The sequence below is a fragment of the Desulfurococcus sp. genome (assembly GCF_038881575.1).
In the GTDB taxonomy this organism is placed as follows: Archaea; Thermoproteota; Thermoprotei_A; order Sulfolobales; family Desulfurococcaceae; genus Desulfurococcus.
In genome coordinates, this window is sequence record NZ_JAVZPN010000003.1 from 207,773 (window position 1) to 232,579 (window position 24,807).

Annotated in this window: 23 protein-coding genes, 3 tRNA genes and 1 pseudogene; 8 read left to right on the forward strand and 19 right to left on the reverse strand. The window is 42.2% G+C overall.

The window, feature by feature from the left end:
- Positions 1 to 53: 53 nt before the first annotated feature.
- Positions 54 to 365 (reverse strand): hypothetical protein, encoded by a 312-nt coding sequence (locus tag QXV08_RS04590; RefSeq protein ID WP_342786445.1) that lies wholly within the window; start codon positions 363 to 365, stop codon positions 54 to 56.
- Between the two features lie 440 nt (positions 366 to 805).
- Here QXV08_RS04590 and QXV08_RS04595 point away from each other — a divergent pair, with 440 nt between their 5' ends.
- The 5 genes and pseudogenes from QXV08_RS04595 to QXV08_RS04615 all read left to right on the forward strand — a co-directional run bounded on the left by QXV08_RS04595 (position 806) and on the right by QXV08_RS04615 (position 5,506).
- Complete coding sequence (locus QXV08_RS04595; RefSeq protein WP_342786446.1) at positions 806 to 1,390, forward strand: UbiX family flavin prenyltransferase; 585 nt, start codon at positions 806 to 808, stop codon at positions 1,388 to 1,390.
- 423 nt (positions 1,391 to 1,813) lie between these two features.
- Positions 1,814 to 2,482, forward strand: a complete 669-nt coding sequence (locus tag QXV08_RS04600) for a DUF47 family protein (protein ID WP_342786447.1) — start codon at positions 1,814 to 1,816, stop codon at positions 2,480 to 2,482.
- Positions 2,483 to 2,511: 29 nt separating this feature from the next.
- Positions 2,512 to 3,030: pseudogene (gene endA, locus QXV08_RS04605) on the forward strand (tRNA-intron lyase); the annotation flags it as partial.
- A gap of 270 nt (positions 3,031 to 3,300) precedes the next feature.
- Positions 3,301 to 3,744, forward strand: coding sequence for a hypothetical protein (locus QXV08_RS04610; protein WP_342786448.1), 444 nt, complete (start codon positions 3,301 to 3,303; stop codon positions 3,742 to 3,744).
- Between the two features lie 169 nt (positions 3,745 to 3,913).
- Positions 3,914 to 5,506 carry a radical SAM protein gene (locus QXV08_RS04615; RefSeq protein WP_342786449.1) on the forward strand — a complete coding sequence of 531 codons (1,593 nt, stop codon included), beginning with the start codon at positions 3,914 to 3,916 and terminating at the stop codon, positions 5,504 to 5,506.
- On the opposite strand, the gene QXV08_RS04620 is transcribed toward QXV08_RS04615, so the two are convergent.
- Genes QXV08_RS04620 through glyS form a run of 3 tightly spaced genes read right to left on the reverse strand, consistent with a single transcriptional unit; the run spans position 5,481 to position 8,054 of the window.
- Positions 5,481 to 5,855 (reverse strand): hypothetical protein, encoded by a 375-nt coding sequence (locus QXV08_RS04620; RefSeq protein ID WP_342786450.1) that lies wholly within the window; start codon positions 5,853 to 5,855, stop codon positions 5,481 to 5,483. The genes QXV08_RS04615 and QXV08_RS04620 overlap by 26 nt on opposite strands.
- A gap of 13 nt (positions 5,856 to 5,868) precedes the next feature.
- On the reverse strand, positions 5,869 to 6,246 hold the full coding sequence (locus QXV08_RS04625; protein WP_342786451.1) for a hypothetical protein: 378 nt from the start codon (positions 6,244 to 6,246) through the stop codon (positions 5,869 to 5,871).
- A gap of 56 nt (positions 6,247 to 6,302) precedes the next feature.
- Positions 6,303 to 8,054 (reverse strand): glycine--tRNA ligase, encoded by a 1,752-nt coding sequence (glyS, locus tag QXV08_RS04630; protein ID WP_342786452.1) that lies wholly within the window; start codon positions 8,052 to 8,054, stop codon positions 6,303 to 6,305.
- A gap of 69 nt (positions 8,055 to 8,123) precedes the next feature.
- Here glyS and speB point away from each other — a divergent pair, with 69 nt between their 5' ends.
- Positions 8,124 to 8,990: an agmatinase gene (gene speB, locus QXV08_RS04635; RefSeq protein ID WP_342786453.1), complete on the forward strand. Its 867-nt coding sequence runs from the start codon at positions 8,124 to 8,126 to the stop codon at positions 8,988 to 8,990.
- Positions 8,991 to 9,001: 11 nt separating this feature from the next.
- Here the strand turns inward: speB and QXV08_RS04640 are convergent, their stop codons facing one another.
- Positions 9,002 to 9,151 (reverse strand): hypothetical protein, encoded by a 150-nt coding sequence (locus QXV08_RS04640; protein ID WP_014766970.1) that lies wholly within the window; start codon positions 9,149 to 9,151, stop codon positions 9,002 to 9,004.
- 97 nt (positions 9,152 to 9,248) lie between these two features.
- Here QXV08_RS04640 and yciH point away from each other — a divergent pair, with 97 nt between their 5' ends.
- Positions 9,249 to 9,566, forward strand: coding sequence for a stress response translation initiation inhibitor YciH (yciH, locus tag QXV08_RS04645; RefSeq protein WP_012607726.1), 318 nt, complete (start codon positions 9,249 to 9,251; stop codon positions 9,564 to 9,566).
- A 90-nt stretch (positions 9,567 to 9,656) separates the two neighbouring features.
- On the opposite strand, the gene QXV08_RS04650 is transcribed toward yciH, so the two are convergent.
- The 5 genes from QXV08_RS04650 to QXV08_RS04675 form a co-directional block, all read right to left on the reverse strand.
- Positions 9,657 to 10,616, reverse strand: coding sequence for a transcription initiation factor IIB (locus QXV08_RS04650; protein WP_404991004.1), 960 nt, complete (start codon positions 10,614 to 10,616; stop codon positions 9,657 to 9,659).
- A 207-nt stretch (positions 10,617 to 10,823) separates the two neighbouring features.
- Positions 10,824 to 10,979 (reverse strand): BtpA/SgcQ family protein, encoded by a 156-nt coding sequence (locus QXV08_RS04655; RefSeq protein WP_342786469.1) that lies wholly within the window; start codon positions 10,977 to 10,979, stop codon positions 10,824 to 10,826.
- A gap of 583 nt (positions 10,980 to 11,562) precedes the next feature.
- Positions 11,563 to 11,647 (reverse strand) — tRNA-Leu (locus QXV08_RS04665).
- 406 nt (positions 11,648 to 12,053) lie between these two features.
- Positions 12,054 to 12,163, reverse strand: a tRNA-Ser gene (locus QXV08_RS04670).
- 152 nt (positions 12,164 to 12,315) lie between these two features.
- On the reverse strand, positions 12,316 to 13,908 hold the full coding sequence (locus QXV08_RS04675; protein ID WP_342786454.1) for a CTP synthase: 1,593 nt from the start codon (positions 13,906 to 13,908) through the stop codon (positions 12,316 to 12,318).
- A 59-nt stretch (positions 13,909 to 13,967) separates the two neighbouring features.
- Here QXV08_RS04675 and QXV08_RS04680 point away from each other — a divergent pair, with 59 nt between their 5' ends.
- Positions 13,968 to 14,525 carry a phosphoribosyltransferase gene (locus tag QXV08_RS04680; RefSeq protein WP_342786455.1) on the forward strand — a complete coding sequence of 186 codons (558 nt, stop codon included), beginning with the start codon at positions 13,968 to 13,970 and terminating at the stop codon, positions 14,523 to 14,525.
- Between the two features lie 26 nt (positions 14,526 to 14,551).
- Here QXV08_RS04680 and alaXM read toward each other — a convergent pair whose 3' ends face one another.
- The 9 genes from alaXM to QXV08_RS04725 form a co-directional block, all read right to left on the reverse strand.
- Positions 14,552 to 15,271 carry an alanyl-tRNA editing protein AlaXM gene (gene alaXM / locus QXV08_RS04685; protein WP_342786456.1) on the reverse strand — a complete coding sequence of 240 codons (720 nt, stop codon included), beginning with the start codon at positions 15,269 to 15,271 and terminating at the stop codon, positions 14,552 to 14,554.
- 50 nt (positions 15,272 to 15,321) lie between these two features.
- Positions 15,322 to 15,410: transfer RNA gene (locus QXV08_RS04690), tRNA-Gln, on the reverse strand.
- Positions 15,411 to 15,719: 309 nt separating this feature from the next.
- On the reverse strand, positions 15,720 to 17,015 hold the full coding sequence (locus QXV08_RS04695) for a hypothetical protein (RefSeq protein ID WP_342786457.1): 1,296 nt from the start codon (positions 17,013 to 17,015) through the stop codon (positions 15,720 to 15,722).
- The gene (locus tag QXV08_RS04700) at positions 17,015 to 17,401 is read right to left on the reverse strand and encodes a hypothetical protein (protein ID WP_342786458.1); all 387 of its coding nucleotides are present in this window, start codon (positions 17,399 to 17,401) and stop codon (positions 17,015 to 17,017) included. Before QXV08_RS04700 ends, QXV08_RS04695 begins: the two co-directional genes overlap by 1 nt.
- A complete protein-coding gene (locus QXV08_RS04705; protein WP_342786459.1) occupies positions 17,398 to 18,516 on the reverse strand; it encodes a hypothetical protein in 1,119 nt (372 codons plus the stop codon). The genes QXV08_RS04700 and QXV08_RS04705 overlap by 4 nt, the downstream gene beginning before the upstream one ends.
- Entirely contained in the window at positions 18,513 to 21,143 is a 2,631-nt protein-coding gene (locus tag QXV08_RS04710; protein ID WP_342786460.1) for a DUF2341 domain-containing protein, read from the reverse strand. The genes QXV08_RS04705 and QXV08_RS04710 overlap by 4 nt, the downstream gene beginning before the upstream one ends.
- Position 21,144: 1 nt before the next feature.
- The gene (locus tag QXV08_RS04715) at positions 21,145 to 21,912 is read right to left on the reverse strand and encodes a hypothetical protein (protein ID WP_342786461.1); all 768 of its coding nucleotides are present in this window, start codon (positions 21,910 to 21,912) and stop codon (positions 21,145 to 21,147) included.
- Between the two features lie 261 nt (positions 21,913 to 22,173).
- Complete coding sequence (locus QXV08_RS04720) at positions 22,174 to 22,956, reverse strand: hypothetical protein (RefSeq protein WP_342786462.1); 783 nt, start codon at positions 22,954 to 22,956, stop codon at positions 22,174 to 22,176.
- Between the two features lie 8 nt (positions 22,957 to 22,964).
- Positions 22,965 to 24,707, reverse strand: coding sequence for a type II secretion system F family protein (locus tag QXV08_RS04725; protein ID WP_342788175.1), 1,743 nt, complete (start codon positions 24,705 to 24,707; stop codon positions 22,965 to 22,967).
- Positions 24,708 to 24,807: the final 100 nt, after the last annotated feature.

The window sequence follows — 24,807 nt, forward strand, 5'->3', positions numbered from 1 at the left end:
AAGCCGCAGTAATATCCAGTAGTATCAATGAGAAGTCATCGACTACTTCCAAGCTAGGAGGATGAAGCTTTGCTTATAGCTTGACTACGGGAAGTAGTAGGTATTTCAGTATCCTGAACCAGTTCACGGATCTCAACGTTAGCCCTAATAATCCTTACCAGATCCCTGATATCAGGTGGGCTCTTAACTACTATAGGGCTTAGATCATTGATTTTTATAACAGGGTACACTACTTCCTCGTCCTGTATAATTTCCACATCTAGTTTCACACCGGTTGAGAGCTCTACTGCTTTAATCGCTTGAAGCAGTGTTTCAGCAGTTATTTCCGAGAGCCCGTTTCCACCAATTATAAGTATGATCCTCAATTCGACCCCGCTTAATAACTGCGATAATGACTCCTTTAAAAACCATCACTCCTACAGCATGAAGACCTTTCAGCCAAGAAGTGAGAAGGTTAGGAGGCAGAAGCAGTGTTCATGGTTTTTAGGGTTGTAATGTGGGTTAGTGCTGTGTGCTTGGGAAGGATTATAATTCTTAATCTTAGAGACTACGAATTTATTTGGTGGACTCTAGTTCCAAGATCCATGGGGGACCATGAGAGGGAGCTCGATGAGACCGTAATGAACCCGGGGCTGCGGCCATAAACCAATCATAAAACAATCTGAACAACTGCTCTCAGGTGAACGGTATGCTATTGTTATAGATACATGGAACAGCTTAATAAGCATGAAACACGTAATTAACATTAGATGATAGGGCTCGAAAGGTCTGAGTATGTGATGACCCCGCGCAGGATTGATGGATAATGGTAGGCTCCTCACTTATTATCGCCTTAACTGGGGCAAGTGGTATCTCGTACGGGTTGAGGTTGCTTAAGAAAATAAATGTGTTTAAAAACAAGTATAGTGAGGTCTACGTGGTTTACACCTTTAACGCTGTTAAAGTGGCTTTATATGAGGAGGGCTTAGATCTTTTAGAGTTCCTCAAGGGCTTAAATGGTGTTAAGGCAGTTTACCCTGAAAATGATTTTTCATCGGAGCTAGCCAGCAGTAGTAATCTAGTGTTTACAGACATGGTTATAGTGCCTGCCTCAATGAACACGATTGCTAAGATAGCTAATGGCATCCAAGATAATCTAGTCACGAGAACAGCTAGTGCAGTATTGCGTCTAAGAAATAAACTAGTGTTAGTCTTTAGGGAAACCCCGCTTTCCAGTATAGATTTATTTAACCTATATAGACTAGCAATGGCTGGCGCGGTAGTAATGCCTGCCTCACCAGGCTTTTATATTAAGCCTAAAAGCATAGAGGATATCACCGACTTCATAGTTGGGAAGATACTCGACGCATTACATGTAGAACATAATCTCTATAAGAGATGGGGACGTTAGTTAGCCGTTTACCCGAGAGTGGTAGGTTAGGGCAGTTTATGGTCATCCTCGGGTTCATCACGGCTTCCCATCCCCTCCTCCCCGCGTGTGGGAGTGCATCTACCCTAGTTGCCTAGGGTTTCACCACACTCTCCTCGGCGGAGAGGCGGTTCACTAAGAGTCCCCCCCCCCCCGCATGGCTCACAGAGTTCATCCCCACTTCACTAACTATGTTTATGCAAATACCTAATAAGTTTTCCTAAAGAACACGGTGAAGTAATTAAGTTAATAACACTAAAAGGACTGAAACAACCATAAATGACCTTAAACACTATTTTTGCCCCACTGCTTGATCTATATGCATGCTGATGTTATTGACTCCCAAATTACTTAAATACCCTTTATACAATGATTTATCTTGACCGAGATGAAAGGGGGTTAGTGGTGAGCGAGGGCCCTGAGAGAGGTTCGCTGGCTGAGTTGACGGCTATAGAGTACCTAGGTAACATGATGTCTATTGTGAGTGATCAGGTCTCAGTGTTAACGGCCTTGATGAACCAGTATTCTCCAAGCCCTGATGTCGAGAAGATGTATGAGAGGGTAAGGTCTATTAAGCATCGTGGAGAGGAGATGAAAATAATGTTGATGGAGTACCTGGTTAAGAATAGCGAGGTAATGATGTATTCGAGGAGCTATATAGAGATGGTTAGAACCATAGATAGATTCATACAACACGTGGACAGCGTAGCGTACAGGATACTCATAGCATCTAAAAACAATATCAGTATAAACAACGACCTGGTTACCACGCTTCAAACAATGATAGGGAAGGTTAGACAACAGGTTAACCTAATACAGGACTCACTACAAAAACTGTCAACGCATCCAAGAAAATCCATGGAGCATGTTGACGAGGTGTTGAAACTAGAGGATGAGGTGGACAACATATTTAGGGAGTCTATATTCAAAGTATATGAGGCCTACTCTAGCTCCGTAGCTGGATTGATGGTTTTAAAGGATTTAATAGAATATATTGAAGAGCTCAGCGACCTACTCAAGAATCTCGGTGAGGAAATACGTTATCTAGCACTAGTGAGAACCGTGACGAGGTAAATGAAGTAGAGGAGTGCCAGGGATATTTACTACATAACAGGGTTATAATTCCCGATCCCAAATGCGCTTCTAAGATATACTGGGATGGATATTATGGTTCCTTCCTCGGCGTATCCAAGCCGAAGGATAGAAGCATAAGCGCCCCTTTAGAGCTCTCCCTGATAGAAGCTCTCTACCTTCTTAAGATGGGTAGAATAAGGGTTTTCCAAGGCGACTCCTCACTGAATGCAGGGGATTTATATAGTATAGCTGTTGGAAAGATACCGAGGTTCGAGGAATTATACGCCGTATATAACGACCTACGTAGCCATGGCTTGATACCGAGAAGAGGGCTTAAATTCGGTTGCGACTACTTAGTATATAGGCATGGACCTGGCATAGATCACGCGCCCTTCGGGCTTCAAGTTTTCAGGACAGATGAGATCATAGATCCAATGGAATTAGTAAGGATGGGTAGATTACTCCACTCTGTGAGAAAGAAACTTATCATAGCAATCTATACTGGGAACAACATAGTGTACCACCTACTCGACTGGTGGAAACCATAGCTAAACTGGATCCCGGCTATGGCCAACCATTCTCCGCCTACTGAGACAATAAAACCGTAGGTTGGAAACGGTTTAGGAGGGTATTTAGCAATAAGGCTTCTTTAACGAGTGTGCAATGGTGCTAGCGAATCACTTCTAAACATATACCTGGTGAGATAATGAGATATAAGCATGGGTCTGAGCCTGTGTGAGCCTTAAAAACATTTTTCAACATTAAATGTTAACAAGGGATAATGTAGCTGATAATAGTGAATCATGAGGTGTGCCTAGTTGAATAACACCAGTAGTGAGCGATGGAGGAGTGAAGACCGACGCCACTACGAAGGTAGAGGAGCTAGGTACGAGAAAACAGGGCATCATGGTAGTTATGCATCAACCCGTTTCCAACACCTCGAGGAGAAGAGGTTGGAGCCGCAGCCTATAGGTGATAAATGTAATCCTCTATGTCCATTTTTCACTTGCAACAAGAACGCCTTAATGATAACATCCAAGTCTATAAGGGGAAAAATGATCCGCGTTGCACAATGTAGATTAATAGGCGGGGATTGTATCAACGGTGAGTGCCAATATGCATCATGCAGGTTGAATTCATTACTACCAGATGGTAGATGCGCCAAGGCATTGGAGAGAAAGATTAAGCAGAGCAGTGATGAAGAAATGTTTAGGCAAATGAAGCAGTTCGAAGACTATGATGTAAGCGACTTCATAAGGTGATAAGACCGGTTAAAACATACTTTCCTTGAACGCTAAGCAATCCAATGTTAACGAGTTAGTAGATATCATAGGGGTCGAAGCTACCTGGCTTTTTCAAGAGCTTTTCCAAGGATAATGCACCGCTATAATGCTCTATATCCAAGAATATTATCTAGGCGAGGCTGGAAAAATGAGGATGCTAGTTATCGATGTACTTGCCAGGTCCACGGGTAAAAGGTATTCAACACATGATGTCGTGGGTGCAGGTCCACGAGTAGTAGCCGGCATGCTTTCTGAAAAATACGAGACATTACTCATACCATACGAAAAAGCCATAGGTAGTAAGGACGTCGTCAGAAGCGCTACCCATATCTTTCTATCAGCAATGAGCAGTGATAAGGGAGCTCTGGGTAAAGTCATAGGGTATATTAGAAGAGTTAATCCCTCAGCAGTAATTACTGTGGGGGGACCAGTTGGCTTTGAATACGGCGAGTTATTGAAGAGGTTCGACATCGACTACGTTATAGTTGGTGAAGCCGAGATACCTCTTCAAAGATTTATGGAATGCGTAGTTGAGGGCAGGTGTAGTAAACACGAGGTTCCAGCGCTAGGTTTTAGAGATAATGGGTTAGTCACCTTAACGACTAGGCACATACACACCCCCAGCGATGTTTTATCCTCTATCAAACCCTGGACACGGATAGATGAAATGCTCGACTATCCACAGGTTTACAGAGTATATGTGGAAGCCGTGCGGGGATGCAGTAATTTCACGCGCCCTATGGTGGGGAGCATAGGTTGCATATTCTGCGGAAACTGTAGAAGCAGTATGAACGAGGAACGGGCTAACTGCCCAGCCAATATCCCGCCTGGTTGTAGTTTTTGCAGTGTTCCCTCAATGTTTGGTCCAGCTAGGTCGAGGAGTGTTGACAGTATAGTGAAAGAAGTAGAAGAGTTAATCGAGCATGGTGCACGTAGGATAGTGTTAAGCGCCCCGGATATCCTAGACTATGGGAGGGATTTACTCGTAAATGGGCCTTTAACTAATCCATGTAACCCACCAGCGAACACTGAAGCTATCGAGGAGTTACTATCACGTCTCAACGCGTTGAAACCAGTGTCCCAGGGTAGAGTCGTGGTCATGATTGAGAATATCAAGGCATGCCTGGTCAACGATGAAGTAGCTAAAATACTGGGAAAATACCTGCCTGGGACAACAGTGCATATAGGGCTTGAAACCGGTAGTGATGCATATAATGACAAGGTATTAGGGAAACCCATAAAAGTAGCTGACGTAGTAAACGCGGTAAGGCTCTTAAAGAAGAACTCGCTTAGACCCTACGTATACCTAATGCATAGCCTGCCCTTCGCCAGCGGGAAGATATATGAGGAGACACTCAAAACTGTTAACGAACTAGGTAGGGCAGGCGTTGAAAAAATAACTCTCTACAAGTATACTCCCCTCCCATATACAGCTTTTGAAAAAATACCACCCGAAGAACGTGGCGTGGAGGAATGGATAGCCAGGTTGAAAGCCGCCGTAAGAAGGTATAACACTATGCAGAAAAAGGAAATCCTGGGTAAGCATGTAGAGGCATTCATAATTGAAAGCGGTGGCAGAGTCTATGGATATCCAGTTAAACATGGACCAGTGATATTTCTGGGCCGGATAGCCAGGAGGGGTCTGAATGGTTGTTTAGTGATAGTTGAGGTGACTGGAGCACGGTATAGATATGTGAAGGGTAGGATCGTGAAGATTAAAGAGTGTCCTCCAGCTTCTTGAACCCGGCTAAAAGCCTCTGAAGCTCGCTTAATACCTCTGGCATCCCCTGGTAGACCGGTAAGGCTTCCTCTAGGAGATCCACAATGTATCTTATACTGATAAGTTTTAACATCCTATAGTACACTGATATATGTTTAACTGTAACATCTTCCAAGCTATGGGTACTTACAACTAATTTAGCCTCTGGTAGGATGCGTGCCGAGGAATCAAGCAGTTTGCTGGCTTCTGAGATGAATAAGTCAACCTGTTCCTTATCATACAGGCTTTTAAGGATCTTCCCCTGGTCTATAAGCTTCTCATAGTCATCGACAAGGGTTCTTATTAATGAGGCTAATTCATTTAAATGCATTTAGATTATCATCTCAGCCGGCTTTCCTTATTGTTGCAATACTATTATCTGCAACACCGTTTTTCTCTATTTCTCCTGGATATACGTAGACAATGTTTTCATCGGTGGACTCGAAGATTAGTGCCTTAAACTCGAATCTTTTCCTACCGGCCACCACTACTTCAACCCGCTCATCATTCTTTATGCCCAGCATTGATGCAAGGGCTGAGGGTATTTTAGCTATTGCCTCGTTCAGCGTCCGATCAAACCTTATCCTAACCCTTTTCTCAGTCAGCTTCTTTTCTTTCTTCTTTAACTCAGAGGCTGGTGGAACTATTGAGACCAACTTGGAGACGTCGACTTTCTGTTGCGTACCTGTTTCCTTTTCTCCTCCACTGGGGGACTGCTCCATTCAATCACCATTATATTGAGATATACCGTGTTCAACCTTAAAAACACGAATGCTGGTTAAGGAGTAAGTAAGTCAGGCTGGAACCCGTATTTCGTGAGCAGGTATTTCTCGAGCTCATCGATCTTTACTCTCTCCTGGAGAGTACTATCTCTATCTCTCACAGTTACTGTGCCGTCTTCCAGGGTCTGGTAGTCTACTGTTACAGCGTATGGGACGCCTATCTCATCGACCCTGGCATATCTCCTACCGATGCTTCCGTCGTCATCGTAGATAACTCTGAATCCTCTTGCAATGAGTCTTCTATATATGTTTCTAGCTATTTCCACTATCCTCATATGCTCTTGCTTTTTACCTGTTACCAATGGGAATACTGCTACATGATAGGGGGCTAGGTATGCCGGTAGTTTTAGAACTGTCTTACCATCTCTCACTGTGTACGAGTATTCAAGGACTATATATAGGAGCCTCTCAACACCGAATGATGGTTCTACGACGTGTGGAATGATTTTCTCTCCATGTATTTTCTCCCTTTCCCGCTTTACTATGAAGGCCTCGCTAGGTATCTTAAGTCCTTCTACTTCGATATATCCCTTTTCAGCCAGCTCTCTATAAATCTCCTCAGGGGTTTTCTGGGCTAGTCTTTCCATTATTCTTCCTTTTTCCTCGCCATAGAGGTCTTTTATTTTACCTGGATCAGGGTATGCTTTTAAGACAATTCTTTCAACCGGTTTCTCATAGTGTTTAAAGAACGTTAGGTCTGCTTTACTATACTGTATATGCCTGCTTAAATCATATGTCGTTCTATACGCGTATCCAGCTATCTCTATCCATCCATATTTCTCGGTGTATACTTCTTGGTCGAATGTCTGCTGGGAGTAATGGGCTCTTTCATGAGGCAGCTTCTCGATGAACCTGATCTTTTCATGTGGTATTCCAAGTCTTCTCGCAAACACCTCTCCTAAACCAATCCAGTAGGCAAGCCACGGGGTTTTAACTACCTGCTTCTCAACTAGTTCTCTAATAGTATATTCAGCTGGTTCTTCCACACCCCTTAGTCTAGCTTCACCAGTGAGCACTCTCACTTTTACATCTGCAATGCTATTAATGTACCCACTTGCCTCTCCCGCCTCTTCTGGATCGAAGAAGAACTCAAGCTCCATTATAGTGAACTCCCTGAGCCTGAGTAACCCTTGACGCGGCGATATCTCGTTTCTAGCAACCTTGCCAACCTGTGCTATGCCTAGTGGAAGCCTGTTTCTAGCTACTCTGAGGATATTCGCGAAATTTATGAACATCCCTTGGGCGTTCTCGGGCCTGAGGTAGCCTGTTTCCCCCTTGTATGGGCCTATCTCTGTTTTAAACAATAGGAGGGTATAGAAGGGCTTGCCTAGATCACCACCGCACTCGGGGCACTTGATATTGTTTCTCAGGATAACACTGTGTATTTCCTCGGGGCTTAAACCCTCTACATCTATGTGTGCTGCCTCCTTAACCAGGTGATCAGCTCTGTATACTCTACCGCATTTAAGGCATTCTACAACAGGATCCATGAAGCTTTCCTCGTGACCACTTGCCTTAAATACTATCCTAGGGTTAATTATCGGTGTTTCAATCTCCACAACCAGGTCATTAGAGTATACGAAGGTCTTCAACCATAGGTTGATTAAATTCCTCTTAAGGAGTACTCCAACCGGACCGAAATCATAGAAGCCCGCTAACCCGCCATATATATCGAAGCTCCCCCAGAATATACCGCGTTTCTTCGCTAATTCCATTATGTTACCATATATCTCTTCTCCATTACTCAACTCGATCCCCTTGTACTTGGATTTTAAATAACGCGTTCACCTTAAATATTCGTTTAAGTGGTGGTTGACATGAATTGGAGGCTACTACTACAGGAATCCGTGAAGTTCGCCTGTATGGAGTCCAGTAGTAATATAGGGGTATTAATCGGCGTACCCATGGATTACACATCAACATATAAGCCTGGTTCGAGATTCGCACCGGACTATATAAGGAACGCGTCATGTAACATCGAGTTCTATAGTTTGTCAACCGGGAAAATCATGGAGAGCGAGGGCTTCATTGACTTGGGAAACATTATCCTGCCACCCGGGGATGTAGAGAAATCTCTATCAATAATACAAAGCGTTGCCGAGGGGGCTCGGAGGGAGTACCAGGGGATACCCCTTGGTTTCTTAGGAGGGGAACACTTAATCACCTACCCGATTGTAAACGGGCTAATGGACAGCATTGACACCCTAGTGGTTTTCGATGCACATCTCGATCTAAGGGATGAATACCTTGGCTCTAGATTAAATCACGCCTCATTCCTTAGAAGACTAGTTGAGAAAGGGGTGAGAGTTATACATATAGGCTCCAGAGCCTATAGCGGCGAGGAGTTGGAGTACTTGAAAACCTTGAAAAACATCAAGGTATACTCAGTTCTAGACGTCCTTGAAAAAACAGTGGAAGCAGTGGAGTTAGGGAGGGTATATATAAGCATAGACATGGATGTCATTGATCCATCATATGCGCCTGGCGTGGGGAACCCGGAGCCTTTCGGGTTAACCCCTCTACAATTACTTGGACTGTTAAAGAAAATAGTGGGGTCGTCGAGTCGCCTGGTAGGATTTGATATAGTTGAAGTGAACCCGCTGGTCGACGTAAACGATGTTACAAGTATACTAGCTGGTAAACTAGTATTTGAGCTAGCTGCATTAGCCAGGGGTGGGAGGTAGATCTACTAGGGCTAAATAGCTTTAATGATTCTATATGGTCTTGCAACCTTGTATACTATCTCATATGTGCAGTTAGGGCATTTAACTTGTTTACCGAAGATCCTCTTCATCTCCTCCTCGTCAAATACATACCCGCATCTACCACATTTATATTTAACCATGCTAGCCCACCATACACCAGTATAATGTTCAAAGGCTTTAAAACCTCCCTCTACATATTTTCTAATTGGAATCGTTGAGTTGGTGATGGAGTAGGCAATGGATGAGAAGATAGATGAATCAATATGTGGTGGGCTACCACCAGAGCTCTGCGAGCAATCAGGCATAGAGCAGTCGCTTGTCAAGATAAGGCTTGATACGAGAAAATTCGGTAAGGCAGTAACCATTATAGATGGATTACCAAACGATAAGGAATTCCTCAAGCAGGTTGCGAAAGCATTGAAGACGAAGCTAGCCACTGGTGGCACATTCAAAGAAGGGAGGATAGAGCTCCAGGGAGATCACAGGCATAGAGTAAAACAGATCCTGATAGAGGAATTCGGGATACCTCCTGAAAACATATTAGTTATAGACTAGGGTTGAAATACTGAATAAACTATTTTTAACCCATCCTACGTTATTCACCACTTAATGCCGGTTTTCTAGAGTCTGTGAAACATCTGTGGTTTATTCATACTCTAGTCCAAGTATTTTCGCGAGTTCCTTATACCTGTTCCTCACAGTTACCTCCGTCACTCCTGCCACATGTGCTATCTCTTTCTGGGTCCTCTTCTCCCCCAGTTGCTCAGCAGCGATGTATACTGCTGCAGCTGCTAATCCAGCCGGGTCCTTTCCACCCGTCACACCCTGTTCCTTCGCCTTATTAATTATCTCGATAGCTATTTTAACTGCCTGCCCAGGAAGCCCTAATCCATGCACAATCCTAGGGACGTAGTCCACCGGATCGGTTGTAGCAACTTTTATACGTAGCTCCCTTAATAGGAGCCTATAGCATCTGGCTATCTCCTTCCTGTTCACCCTGGTATGTCTTGTTATCTCATCAAGCGAACGCGGTACCTTCATTTCTCTGCATGCAAGATATATTGTAGCAGCTATTATACTCTCAATACTTCTGCCTCTAACTATTCCCTTTTCAACTGCATTACGATATATTCTAGCTGCTTCCTCCTTAACGTATGAGGGTAGGTTCAATATATCTGATAACCGATCCAACTCGTTCATTGCTTGTGCTAGATTCCTTTCAACACTAGTTATTATCCTCGTCCTTGCCTGCCACTTCCTTAGCTTAACCAACTCATGTTTTTTCTCTGTCAGTCTTCTACCTGCTGCATCCCTATCTGTGTAATCAATCGTTGTCGCAAACCCCATATCATGGACTGTAGCTGTGACCGGGCCGCCTGTCCTCGCGCGTCTACCCCTCTCCTCTGATGTAAAAGCCCTCCATTCAGGCCTCTCATCTATCACTTTCTCCTCTATTACCTCGCCGGTGTCCTGGCACACGTATTCTCCATGTGTTGCATCATATACTATCTTGTCCTGAGGGCACTTAGGCTTCTTCGGCTCACTATTCATGGATGACTCAGGAGATGATGTAGTGGAATCTATAAACATTGTTAAAACACCCATTAAGGTGCATACAAATATTCCTTATGAATATACCTTTATAAATCTTGCGCTAGACTTAAAAAACCCTTCATTGAACCCGTTTATAAAGTACCGAAGCTGTAAATCCCAGTGGAGCGGCTCCGGGGAAGGGAAATATTAGCTAACAATGTTTTTAAACATCGATATATATATGTCCTCGCTCTCTCGGGGTCTAGTGGATTTCCAGCCCTACCACCCTTTAATATATGAGCCTACAATTACTCCATCAGCCATACTCATCAGCATCTTCAGGTTACCTGGATTACTCCCGCTCCCGATCACAACAGGTCTAGCCGAGTATTTTTTAACCAACCCGACAAACTCGGGATCTGGGGTATCCCTCATAGCACTAGAAAACCCGGAGGTCGTTGGCTACCTACGCTACTACTGGATACGCAACGGCGATAGAGGTTCACAAAACTACAACTACAAGGTAAGCATCTTCAGAAACAGAGTTATAGAAACAATATCATACAAAGCACCGCTATACTCCATAGACGTAGCATACATAGACCCGAAAGGGACTACAAGCTCTAAAGAACACGGCAAAGCAATGAAGAAGCATGGATTAGATAGACACACAGCATCAGCCTACCTCATAGCTCTCAAAGGTATAGAAAGACGCAAACCGATACAGAAAGCTACACTCTAATGTTTCTACCCCCTCACCGTGGTTCAGCCACGGTTCTCGGAAATAGGCGGTCACCGATAATAAGCTTGCAGCCTCAAGACTTAAAAAAGCCTTCTAGAGTATAGCACACAGCTAGCGCGTACCTCACAGCCCTGAAAGAACTCAGACAACCATAAACAACCCTAAACACCATTTCAGTCCACACCGAGTTGAAAACATTGAAAATATCTAAAAACACTGTGGAAGGGGAACACTTCACCTATATATTATTTAGCATCATTCACTACTTCGAGGGAGTGCGGGGGGTGGGATTTGAACCCACGCAGGCCTACGCCATCGGGTCCTAAGCCCGACCCCTTTGACCAAGCTCGGGCACCCCCGCACCATTATTTCACAATTATTCATGGCACGGTTTTAAATCTGTTCATAGATACTGGGCTTAATGATTTTAACTGCCCTCCTCCCTGCCCTGAAGAGGACGTGGGTTTCCTTCCGAGTAGTTCATTGGTTCCCTACATCTATTCCGGGGTTACACCTGTCATCTGCTGGGCAGTCGAGGGAGTCAGGCCTCCATCTTGGTTTCCACGAGCTCTAAGGCTATTCCACGCTGGAAGCATGCCTACCGAGGCTCTCTCAAAGAATATAGTAGAGAACTCAGCTTACAAGCTTTTCACCATCCCCGCCCTAAAAAGGCGACGCTTTCAGTTGTAACTGAAATTATTTATAAGCTTCCCTGATCGACATCGATAACCATAAACCAATATGAAAAACGAAACAGTAGTCAAAGGCGCCGGGGGCGGGATTTGAACCCGCGCGCCCCATGAAGGGGCAGTGGGTCTCCCACGTGTAGCCGGAAGGGTCTCGAGCCCACCCCCTTAGACCGCTCGGGCACCCCGGCACCATTAGAGAAATATAGTTAAAGAGGTTTAAATTTCATTGAAAGTGAATGCCCCTCGTAGCCAGGGGATTCTTCATCTCTCAGAGGGTAGTCTCCCGACGGGTTTTCATCGGGGCATTATTATATTATGGTTAAGGAGGCTTATTTAGTGATTAATGGCTTGTGGATTCCACGAAATATTTATACACTGGGCTCGGCTTCAATGGGTTGCTCTTGAACTCTGGGTGGGCTTGCGTCCCATAGTAGAATACATTACTGTCTTTTAACTCTATTATCTCAGCGTATCCCTCCTCGCTCCAGCCAGTTATCCTTAACCCGGTTTTCTCGAGTATGTCGATATATCTCTGGTTTAACCCGTAGCGGTGTCTATGCCTCTCGAACACCTCTCTAACACCGTAGATCTTCCAGGCTAGGCTGTCCGGCTCGATCAATATTTTTCTAGCGCCAAGCCTCAGTGTTCCACCCAGCTGGTTCAGGTTCCTTTGCTCTGGGAGGATATCTATTACAGGGTAGGGTGTGGAAGGATCCAGCTCACTACTGTTAGCGTTTTCCAATCCAGCCATGTTTCTAGCTGCCTCCACAACCATCAACTGCATGCCGAAGCATATCCCTAGAAGAGGCTTACCGGCTTCACGGAATGCCTTGATAACACGTATCTTGCCTTCGCTTCCACGGCGCCCGAAGCCGGGGAGTATCACAGCTCCATCAGCCTTCAATATCTCATCAACCGATACCTTGCCAGCCTCTATCTCTGATGCTTCAAACCACTGAAGCTCAATTCTTGTGTTGCTCCATATGCCTGCATGCCGTAGAGCCTCGACAATGCTTATATAGCTATCCCTTATCTTAGTGTATTTGCCGACCATAGCTATCCTGGCTACGCGTGAAGCATTTGAATGCTTTTCCACGATTTCAGCCCACCGGGTTAGATCCGGTTCCCTATATTCTAATCCCAGTCTTGAGGCAAGGTATCTTGATAAACCCTCGCTATGTAAGACCAGTGGAACCCTATATACTGGGTCCACATCCGGGTTGCTGAAGACGGCTTCAACGGGTATGTTGCCGAATAACGCGATCTTGTATTTCGCTTCTGGATCCAGGGATCTGGTGGATCTAGCTATCACGATATCTGGCTGTATACCTATGCGTCTAAGCTCCTGTATACTGTGCTGGATAGGCTTGGTCTTGATCTCACCGCTTGATAACACAGGGGCCAGGGCGACGTGCATGTAGAGCGTGTTCGAGGCTCCCTCCTCAAACCTCATTTGTCTAGCTGCTTCTAGGAATGGCAGTCCTTCTATATCTCCCACGGTACCCCCTATCTCAACTATTGCTATATCAGCGCCCTGCTCCTTTGCAACCTCCCGTATTCTCTCCTTGATCTCATTGGTTACATGGGGTATTATCTGGACGCATTGCCCCAGATATTCTCCTTTCCTCTCCTTAGATATTACGCTGTAGTATATCTGTCCCGACGTAATATTATTCTTCCTAGATAACTCTATACCCAGGAACCTCTCGTAGTGCCCTATATCTAGATCGGTCTCCCCACCATCCTCAGTGACAAACACCTCGCCATGCATATAGGGATTCATTGTCCCGGCATCCACGTTTAAGTAGGGATCTATCTTTATAGCTGTAACCCTGTAGCCCATGGACTTTAAAAGTAGACCTGTTGATGCTGCCACGATGCCTTTTCCAAGCCCGGATAACACTCCTCCAGTTACAAACACGTATTTAGCCATGGCGCCCGCTTCAATATAATAAATACATGGCTTAAAAATACTTAATTAACAGGGGATGAATGGTGCATCAGAAGGTTAAAACCAGGTATATAACCTGGAGCATGCTGCATGAATCACTAAAGAATCTAGCTGAGAAAATAAGTAGCGAGTACACTGCAGACACTATTATAGCGATAGCGAAGGGTGGGTTGATACCGGCCAGGATCCTTGTGGATCTACTTGGAGTAGATGAAATGGGCTTTATAGAGGTTAAATTTTACAGGGGGATAGCGGAAACACGTGAGAAACCATATGTTACCTTCACAGCTCTTCCCCAGCTAGATAATAAGAGAATCATCATCGTAGACGATATAGTTGATTCCGGTAGGACCCTACAAGTAGTCGCGGATGTATTAAGTAGGTTCAAATATAGAGATATGAAATTCGCCACGCTCTACGTGAAGCCGTGGAGCACTATAATGCCCGACTACTATAGCGAAATCGTGGATGAATGGATTATATTTCCATGGGAAATATGCGAGTCCATTAGGGAGAACGCTGAATTAAAAGGAGTAGATGTAGAGGGGATACTTGACTACTGTAAGAAGAAGCATGGTTTCCCAGAGTCTTTGAGTTAGAGTCGGCTTGGAAACCAGGATCGTGATCACGGTTCAACGCTGAAGTATAGTCTCTTCTTATTCTTACCCTTATTCTCGACTCTAAGTAATTTGATCACACCGATTTCACCAGTTGACTTGACATGTGGTCCTCCATCGGCTTGTATATCTACCCCCGGTATTTCAACGATTCTTAGCTTCTCTACTTCAGGGGGCATTTTACTAGCCAGCTTAATAACCCCCGGTATTCTCAGAGCCTCCTCTCTGGGTAGCCAGTATATTTTAACCTCGATGTTTCTTGCTGCCACCTCGTTAGCCTTCTTCACGGCTTCCTCGAATATTTCACGATTGAACTCTGTCAAGCTGTAATCATCGTACCCGTATTCAGGCGTAATGTTCCCGCCAGTGATTAATGCATTGTAATTAGTATACATTATAGCGGATAATATATGGGCAGCTGTATGAAGCCTCATAAGCCTATACCTCCTCTCCCAATCCAATACGAGTTTAACGCTTGACCCAGGTTGAGGGAGTAGTGATGCATTGTCAACCTCGTGGGCTACATCCCCGGACTCCTTATCATAATATACATTTACAACCCTCACCATCCCCCCATTGAAAACCATGTAACCAGTATCGTTTTCAACGCCTCCACTGCGTGGATGAAATATCGTCTTATCCAGGAAGACCCTGCTTCCCTTAACGGCTTTAATAGTAGCCGTATATTCTTTCAAATACGAGTCGCCCTGGTACACAAGCTCGGTCAAAACACGTCAACCCCTAACCATCATTTACTAGGGGATGAATAATAAAAAGGTAGCCGGGCGGGGATTCGAACCCCGGTCACGGGGTTTCCTCCCGTGTGGGACCAAAGCCCCGCATCCTTGGCCGCTAGACGACCCGGCTTCCTCAAGAATAAATAGATTAAAGACAGGGAGTTTTAAACTTAAAATTATTCCTATCCCTGATGCTAGAGATATTAGCTATGCTGAGACCTTTTGAAAGAACCAGCTCGGTAATCCTGACAACACCTTTTCCATCATCTAATCATAAGATCAAGAAGAGTAGAATGATTTATCCATGCAAAAGTTTTTCAAAAATACAGTATCATTTTACTCTATTGCTTTAAATAGAGAACCATAGGGTCAAGTACAGTAAGGAGAAGGAATATGTTCCCCTGTACTCTTTATCAGAATTTAGGAAACTGTTAAAAGTTTACGATATAAACTGTGGGAATGAGGCTTTCTCATCACCGTAAAGATCGAAGGGGATGCTATCTAGCCAGTCATTATATTCAGTATTAGCATAGTGTTTTAAGATTATTTTAAGACCATTAAACACTGTTAACCCATTTATATTTGTCTCTACAAGGCCCGCAAGCAGAAATGCTACTGTTACCTTTGTTAGTTTTTGTGTACATTTATCATCTTTAGTAGTGAATGGAGGAGGAAAAGTGTCATCGCAATACACACAACTTAGTACGGTGGTATTCCAGATTATTTCCTCCTGCTTCCAGAAATCGGTGATTTTTGCAGGTATCTTAAAGTATAAGAGTACCGTTCCATTGTTAATATAGTATGATGCATATGGTTTCAAAGTTATGTTTCCATTATTAGTATTGAGGAAGGAGAGTCTCTTCAACATTACACTATAAATTGTGAGGCTCGTTTTATCTGGATCTATAATGTAGACACCTTTCTGACCATTTAAATCAACATATGCTGTTAAGTAGACTGGTAAGATCATTCCATCATTGGACCAAAGTCCCATACAGAAAGTACTGTTATACGCTATTTCCACATAATTATTTATCCTGCGGTATCCTGCATATATAGAGTATGCATCAAGCGATACTGATACCCTGAGTTTAGATTGGGAGGTTGAGCATGATGTATTATAATCCCCAGGCTTTGAGGTCACGGTTATATTATAGCTTACATTTATGCTCTTAGCGTAGATGGAGAGGCCGTATTTATTCATTATTCTAGCCCAGTTATCCAGGTAGTTTGAAACAATCTGGCCAAGTAATCCAGCATATACCTGTGCACTATCCATGAGGATGTTAGTATAGTTTGCTAAAGCCCAGTTGATGCCGGCTGAAGTATAGTTGCTGCCACACAGCCCAGGACACCTGAAGTCGTCGTAATTATATGATATCCATGAAGCAGTGCAGTATTTCTTATTATTAGTTAGTTTACCGCATGTAGCGCAATTCTCATTGTTAATAAGAACACAGGTGCGTTGCCAGCTTCCGGTTTCAACCACTGAATCCTTGTAGCTACTCCAGTAGTGTGATTTAAAGCCTTGTGAGGCATTTACACTGGCAGAAGCTAGTGATGAGAGTATGATTGATGTTATCTGTTCCTCTATATAGCTCCATTGAGATACGTCTTCTCGTTCGAACCTAACTACACTAGTATATGTAAGCATTGAAGTAGTGTAATATATTGTTGACACGGCTAAAGCCAGTAATAATATGACAGCTATTATTATTGGTATTTGAGACCTCACTAATACATCACCTCAACACTATAAATCACCATTGTACCAATAGGGGTCCCAACAGAGTAGACCCTCTTATCATGGTATGTGACCATGGAACTCGCGGATGCAGTAATATTGCATTCCTCACTTCTAATGATAGCTCCATCGAGAATATTTACCTCGGTTAAATTCACATAGACTAAGCGAGCATTAATGCTCTCAATTATTCTCTCGGCTAATCCACAGGCCGTCCATGTCGGTTTTTCAACTATTACTTGATAAATGTTCCCTATTCTCCCTTTTACATTATATGAAGTTGTGTAAGAGTAAATATTAACGTAGAGAACCATTATGCTAAATACTAGAAGACTGAAAGCCAAGACTGTAGCTATAATCTGTATTTGAAGCCTCATACACGCCACACCCATAGTTCAACCATATAAGTGAAGATGCCTATTTCGATCCAGAAATACATTTTCTTAGCATTTAACGAGGGAGGGCCATGCCCTATTTCCTGGCTATGCCAGTAAGCAGGTGCGTAGGCTACATTTCCTTTCCCATCATATAGCGTCACTAGCAGTAAGTTAGTAACTGGGAAATCTATTTGATACACATAATTGTATTGTCCTGCCGGCACTTCACTAAAGCCTGGACAGTTATTTACAACAAGATCGTTTCTATACATCCATAGCTTGTACATGACGTGAGAACTATTGTAATTGGTGTAGTTGGCTAGATAATTGACCTCGCTTACATTATAGTTTAAACATGATGGAACATTCCCACTGAAAACAGCCCACCTGATTATATTAAAGACTCTTCTCGAGTAATTAGAGACCGCGGTACTTGAGTAGTAATAAAGGGTTGCATTTGCGACCTTTCCCATGCCTGGTATATCTAATGCATTAATAACTTTGCTATTTACTATTGCTAACTGATTGTTCATATTAATTATTGAACCAGTATTCATCGTGTTGTTAAACCAGTATCCAACGAATTTAACATTACTTGATTCAAGTATTGCTATTATCGCTGAAAAAGATTTGATTATATAGCTTGAATAATCCACCATATATATGTAGGTATTATCAGTGTTGTTAACAGAGATCGCAAAGATGATCGGAGTGCTCATGCTGGATAATCCGTTACTGCTAATTAAAGTGAGCTGGAGGCTCATATTGTATAATGTTTTTACGATTATCTTCTTATTCACGGCATCTACAGAGATATTCGTTATGGCTGAGTAAATTCTTACATAATAAGAGTATTGAGAAGCAGTAGTATTCCCCACATAGCTTTTTATCCATGAATCAATAAGCATATTTATTTCATTGACGTTGAGACTGTAATTGCCTTTTTCATAAGCTTTCTGCAAAGCATATTTAATAGCATCAGCGTAAAGAATCGTAATACCTTCTTCGACCTGTTGGGATGTTCTTACATAATAGTTTGAAACAACCATGTTATAGAATGGGATTACTGAGAGTATTATTATTGCTGTGAGAATGTATTCTATGATCTCCTTCAAGGACCCCGCCCTCCTTGAATAATTAATACTAGTACAAGCTGTCCGTTATTTCTTAAGAGGATGGAGAAATCTACTAGAAGACTGCTTGAAAACACTATGTATCCTCTTTCTTCATCTATAGATAACTCAGGTGGTTTAGCGATTTGGGCTCCTTCAGGTTGACCCCATAGGGTAATATTGGGCTCTGGATATACGAAAGGTCTTACCCTGGCAAACACGTAGATTCCTGTTGTATTTGTCTGCGGTATTTTATTAGTATTCCCGTCAGAAACGCCGAACACCGGCCTTAACGAGGTAATATTTACTTTTGCATCGATCCTACCCTGTAAGCTATCATTTATAAAGTAGTAAAAGCTTCCATTGTAGTATCCAACAGACGTATATGTAAAACCTCTCCAGGCTATATTTGTGATACTACATGATGATGTAGAATTGTCGCGATATATCAAGATGTATTTATTGACTGCATTACCGTTACATATGTTTTTAGGGGTTGCTCCAGCGCCATGTATCATAGCATCAAAAGATGACTCGCTCTCCTTTAATCCAGGCATGTACTCTATAACCATGCCTCCGGAAATAATATCGTTCATATAGATCTCGTCAACCACGTGGCCGTATTGATCTAGTATTCTAAGTAATGGGGGAGCTAGTGTTCCAAGTATCGGATGTGTTAAGACATCTATTGAGGCAACTCCATTGGAGTCAGCTACTCCACTGCCAATAAGCTCGTACTTTACCGATTCATTCTCATAGACTCCATCCCACAGCTCTGCCACCCACCCATCTCCAAGTCCAGTTATATTGATCCTTGTAAGATTTATTAAGAGGCTTGAATCATATCTTGTAGATATTAAATCATCGAATGATGAATTATTCAGTATCTGTGTATCAGATAATACTATTGGACCAACATAATTTGGTTGTAGCGTAAACCGTGTTCCCTTTTTAGGAGAGTATTGTATAATAATGTTTCCTTCTTCATCATATACAACAACTTCAAGCTTTGGGTTGGCTGAGCCTGGTCCACGTATTTTATAGTATACGTAGTACCATTTTCCATCTCCAGGGTTTTCACTAGCATTACCCCCTAATTTCTCTAATTCTAGAGAAGATATATCACTGAGGCCATAAAGACTTAATCCATTTTGTTCCTCATATCTTAAGAGGAATCCATAATAGTTGTTCTTCGTAAGTGCTATATCTTGCGAGATCAATACACCACGATATGCATCATCATTAATAACCTTTATCTTGAATAACAACTGGTAATCTTCGCTACCAGGAGGGATGTCTGCAGCTGGGTTGTTTCTAAGTGCTACTGCCAGGTATATTCCTGTTAAATTACTATATTTATATGCATCTAAATATATGTTCCTACTAGTATCATTGATCGCTATTGTCCAATTACCATATATTGTGGTGTAATTGGCTAGGTTATTCATGAAGGGATCTGCTATGACCGGTCTATATGTTATATTAAACTTCCTTAGACCTGGGAACTCTATATAGAATCCTGCACGATAGTTTTGATCATTAAGACTCGTACTTATGGGTGCCCCATAAAACTCGGCTATTAGTCCAGGATACTGGGATGTATCAAATATCCTGTTTAGATATATGTTAACATATGATGGTGTACTATTATATGTGGCGGATACTATCAATCCTGATCCATTGTTGAAAATCAATAAATTATTTACACCCTGCTCCTTGATTGACCATCTCTGTAATAGATCCTCTATACTGTTATACATCGTAAAATTCTCGAACAAGGGAAATATCGATGAATCACCTCTGCTGGGCGCGTATGGTGCACCCCAATACATATATATGGTTCTAGAAGAATTTGGTACCAAGTTTGAGACCTCTACCCATATAACTGCATCGGTGGGTCCCCATTTCTCAATCCAGTACCTAAGCGGTGTTAAACCATCGCTATCGGTAAATCTAATATCCGAGCCATCTGGCTTAGGGGATATGTTTAAGTCACCATATTTGCATGTTAACTTGCTCGTATTATCTATTTTAACTCTTACTATATAGGTAAATGGCTGTGATCGAACTCCTGATCTCTCAGTTATATTTATGGCTTGTCTGCATAACCATACAACACCTTGCTCACGGTAGCCTTGAACAGGATCGAACCCCACTCTGTATTTATCTATTATGAACCTGCCCTTTGCAAGAATTACCTGGACCGATTTATTTGGTGAAGACACCAGGTCTGATGGAGATATCAGGATTGAGTAGGCGTATATCAAGCCGTCTGGTGATGAAACAACCACATATATTGTATCATCGCTATAATTGGGATCCGTCTTTAAAAGGGAGAATAGCGATGCTAGCTCTCTTCCTTTACCAATATATACATTATATCCCTCCATACTAGCGGATTCAATAGGATTTATAAGTGATATCAACGTATTGTTTATTCCCTTCATATATGTATTGATTAATGCTGTTCTCAGCTCTACTGCTATTTTCTCGGCCAGAGCTTTATATATCTCCACTAGGTTATTCATTCTTACAGAGTTGTATAGTGATGAGCTGTAAGCTATTAAAGCTATAAATATACCGATCATTATTGTGGTGCCTATTACATGCGTTATAATTGTTGAAGGCATTCTAGGACACCTCAACTAGTATGTTATTTATATACAGGTCTAACTTTAATGGTATACCAGGCAATGGTTCACCAAGCACTATTCTAGTTAAATCAAATGGTCCTAATATGCTAGAGTTACCTGTCCCATACTCGTTAAACACTAGGGTTAAGTTGTATAATGACTCATTATATGATGCCACTAGTGGTTCCCCAGTTAATCTAACTCTTATAGAGTGAACCTCTTCTCCATGGTAATTGATTGTTAAATTATAAAATATAAACCTGTAATAATACATTCTACCACTTCTGTCCTCCGTAATCTCTATATCTAGGTAGACCCTGCAGGTATCAAGCAGTAGGTATTGTGAACCATTGATTCTTTTTTCACGAACAAGTGGGATCAATCGAGTATCGTTAACAACTATGTTTTCAACACCGTATACTCTCCCTGTAGTAGCCGATATATAACTCGATGTCATCAAGGCGTTACATGGTATAGTTAGATTAGGTGTTATACTGGAATTTAGGAAAAGACTAATCATGCCTACCGATGTGTATCCGACTGACATGTAATTAGAGGGAATGGACACCTCGTATTCTCCCCCTTGCAACACCAATGGTAATATATTGGCTATGCTGACGAATACCTGCCTATAATACATGTATTCGACAACATTATTTTGAAAAGCATGTAAATTGTATGTATATGGGAGTATGGCTAAAAGTATACCAACTATTAAACTAGTTAATATAATAGTTGAAACTGTTTCCGAAACCGATTTTTTCATTTTCACACCTTTAAACTAATCAAAATATCCTTTTTTACTACTATTTGTTGTCACCCTAAAATATTTATTTCCATTGGCATGTATTATATATAGAGCCTGCTTCACCTTACAAGGCTTCATCATTCCAGAGGACTTACTTTAAGTAGATTATGTAACAATAAAAACAAATTCAATAAGCTAGGAAGTAGTGGTTGCCCGCCCCGCATTTAATGATCATATATTGAAGAAGGCGTACAATTGATACTAGGAGATGCAATCTCTTTAACCTATCAGGATCCTGATTGGTTTTATGAGTATTTTTAGACTTGTAATGTTTTGTGCTCCTACTTGTTTAAGTAGATCTAATTTATCTTTGTCGATCTCTATAATTACTGATGTAACATTTGAAAATATGGAAGTGATGTCATCGTTTTGTGATCTAGATATAAATAGGTATCCTTGTCCAGTTACTTTTGGCGGCAGAGCAATATTGTCAATACTGGTTATATTGAATAATATTAATGTTAGTTGCGTATCTATGAATTGACCAGATGCATTTTCAAGTCTAAAGATATAGAACACCCTGCATAGATTAAATGCTATTCTTGTTTCGCCATTATTATAGTATTCATATACAAGTGGTATTTTGTAAATATCATCAACTAAGCTAGTGTTTAAACCGGTAATAATTCTTGGCTCACTAGTAGGTATCAAGCTCCTTCTAGTTGCTCCAACTAGTTCGTAGCATCCATCCATAAGCTTGATGCTTTTGGATCCTGTAGAATCCGTTATGAGTAATGAAATGTTTACATTACTATAAGTAAATCCTATAGCCGACACTTCATGAGGATACACGTACTCTAGTTTCATATCATTCATGAAGTTTTCAATATTATAGGCAAGCCTGGTGAAGAGTGTTTTTATATAACCATACTCTGTGGATGCCTTCATTTGATCAATATATGCCATAATATAAAAGAATGCCGATAGTGAAATAGTGATTATTACAGCGAATAATATTACTCCGGCTATTATCTCGCTTACAGCTCTACGGTTCCTAACCATATCATGTATTACCCCGTGAATAATGGTGAAACCAGTATGGCTGCCAGGGTTATCAGGGTTAACAGTATAGCGTGGAATAATCCAGCTATTAATCTACCTGAGGATATTTTACCCGCGACAAGCCCCATGATGTAGTTATTTAATACTATGCTAGGTAAGACTAGCCCGGCTGCTTGACTGAATGCACCTACCTGCACTGGTAGTTTAGCCATGTAGCTGACCATGTATATTACTGTAACCGCTGAGAGTATCCCACCCATGTATGGGACTATCATGAGGGTCCTCAGACTCCTCTTTTTCTCATCCTCTATTGCTTCAACGCTCTCCGCGAACCATGCTAGGTTCTCAAGCACCTCTACAGTTCCTCCCCCGACTTCTATGGAGTCCGTGAGTATGAATAATAATACCTGACCTGTCCAAGACCTTATCTTCTTCATTAACTCATCAATAATCCTTCTTAATGGAACACCTATGCTTAGCTGCATAGCCGCCTTCCTAAGGTACGGAGTGAAAACACCGTAGTCCCTACTACTAAGCTCTATAATGCTTCTCTCAGGCGGCAACCCGGTTTTCCTTACTTCAACGAGATCTCTGAGAAACCTTGTTATACCTTTCACCACCTTATATTCCCTCGATGCATACAAGTAGTAGATGAAGCCGGGTATGGTGGCTATAATTAACGCTGTTGATAAAGCTATAGTTGAATACATGTAACCGGGTGGATTGCCCGCGCCAAATAACAGGAGTATTCTCCCAATGAATTGGGTAACAGGGTTCAATCTCAATGGATTATATGATGGAAGCATCAGGTAGAATAATATACCGAATAACGAGAGAACTAGTATTATAGGTATAAAGGTGGCGAAGAACACTATGTAAGGCTTCCAATCCATATATGGATCCTTATACTGGAGTAGATCAGCCAAATATATTATGACGCCGCTTAACAGAGGCATAACTATGTAGAGGAAGAAGAACATTCCCTCACTTGACAAACCAAAAGGCACTACCCCAGCAAACCCCGTGGTCACGAAGTACAGCACAGCAAAGCTTATCATGGTTAATAAAACCATGGCTAAGTAAGCCTCGAGGAGCCCACCAAGCCTGTCGGCGACAATCTTCATGCCGACAAGCAACTCATTGAAGAGCAACCTGGATCTCTTATTGAGGTAATCAATAACGTCTCCCCCAGCCTTCACTATGGCTATATAACCTGACAACGTCTCCTTAACCCTGGAGCTGGCAACCCTCTTAGCAAGTTCATCGAAGGCCGTTAATGGATCCCTTCCGAGAACCCGGCTTAACAATATGAATCTCTGAGCCAGCTCACTACTCCTCTTAAATATAATACTGCCCCTCAAGACCCTCTCAAAAGCTATGTATGGTGAAAGACCACTCATAACCATCGTGCTGAGATAAGCTGATAGAAAAGGGAACTCTCCGTCAATCGATGAAGCCCGGTTAGCCGCAATGAGGGATGGGAGAGACACCATGAGTAATAAGACTATAGTGGGAAGAACAACCAGTACGATTATGAGGAAGGGATTGGGGAATAAGAATATAGTTAAAGCAATTAAAGATAATGATGCAACTAGGGAAATCATGAACATGAAGCCTGTGAAAGACGCATATACCTCTGAGTAAACATGTATACCTGATTTCTTCACGGAGTCAGATATGTTTGGAAACCATTTTAGAATCCACTTACCGATCCAGTGGAAATGACGGTAGATCCAATCCCAAAACCTCAAATGTATACACCTACCACTACTTCTAAATTTTTAACTTAAATGCAAATTTAATTTTTATTATTAACTAATCTAATAAATAATTTGTAAAAGGCATCCCCGT

Bases quoted from the DNA above. Each gene is read 5' to 3' on its own strand.
- QXV08_RS04595 (WP_342786446.1), top strand. From the start codon at position 806: ATGGTAGGCTCCTCACTTATTATCGCCTTAACTGGGGCAAGTGGTATC.
- QXV08_RS04700 (WP_342786458.1), bottom strand. From the start codon at position 17,401: ATGAGGCTTCAAATACAGATTATAGCTACAGTCTTGGCTTTCAGTCTT.
- QXV08_RS04680 (WP_342786455.1), top strand. From the start codon at position 13,968: ATGGTGCATCAGAAGGTTAAAACCAGGTATATAACCTGGAGCATGCTG.
- speB (WP_342786453.1), top strand. From the start codon at position 8,124: ATGAATTGGAGGCTACTACTACAGGAATCCGTGAAGTTCGCCTGTATG.
- yciH (WP_012607726.1), top strand. From the start codon at position 9,249: ATGGATGAGAAGATAGATGAATCAATATGTGGTGGGCTACCACCAGAG.
- QXV08_RS04720 (WP_342786462.1), bottom strand. From the start codon at position 22,956: ATGGTTAGGAACCGTAGAGCTGTAAGCGAGATAATAGCCGGAGTAATA.
- QXV08_RS04715 (WP_342786461.1), bottom strand. From the start codon at position 21,912: ATGAAAAAATCGGTTTCGGAAACAGTTTCAACTATTATATTAACTAGT.
- QXV08_RS04620 (WP_342786450.1), bottom strand. From the start codon at position 5,855: ATGCATTTAAATGAATTAGCCTCATTAATAAGAACCCTTGTCGATGAC.
- QXV08_RS04625 (WP_342786451.1), bottom strand. From the start codon at position 6,246: ATGGAGCAGTCCCCCAGTGGAGGAGAAAAGGAAACAGGTACGCAACAG.
- QXV08_RS04655 (WP_342786469.1), bottom strand. From the start codon at position 10,979: ATGAGGGATACCCCAGATCCCGAGTTTGTCGGGTTGGTTAAAAAATAC.
- QXV08_RS04640 (WP_014766970.1), bottom strand. From the start codon at position 9,151: ATGGTTAAATATAAATGTGGTAGATGCGGGTATGTATTTGACGAGGAG.
- QXV08_RS04675 (WP_342786454.1), bottom strand. From the start codon at position 13,908: ATGGCTAAATACGTGTTTGTAACTGGAGGAGTGTTATCCGGGCTTGGA.
- QXV08_RS04650 (WP_404991004.1), bottom strand. From the start codon at position 10,616: ATGGGTGTTTTAACAATGTTTATAGATTCCACTACATCATCTCCTGAG.
- QXV08_RS04615 (WP_342786449.1), top strand. From the start codon at position 3,914: ATGAGGATGCTAGTTATCGATGTACTTGCCAGGTCCACGGGTAAAAGG.
- QXV08_RS04710 (WP_342786460.1), bottom strand. From the start codon at position 21,143: ATGCCTTCAACAATTATAACGCATGTAATAGGCACCACAATAATGATC.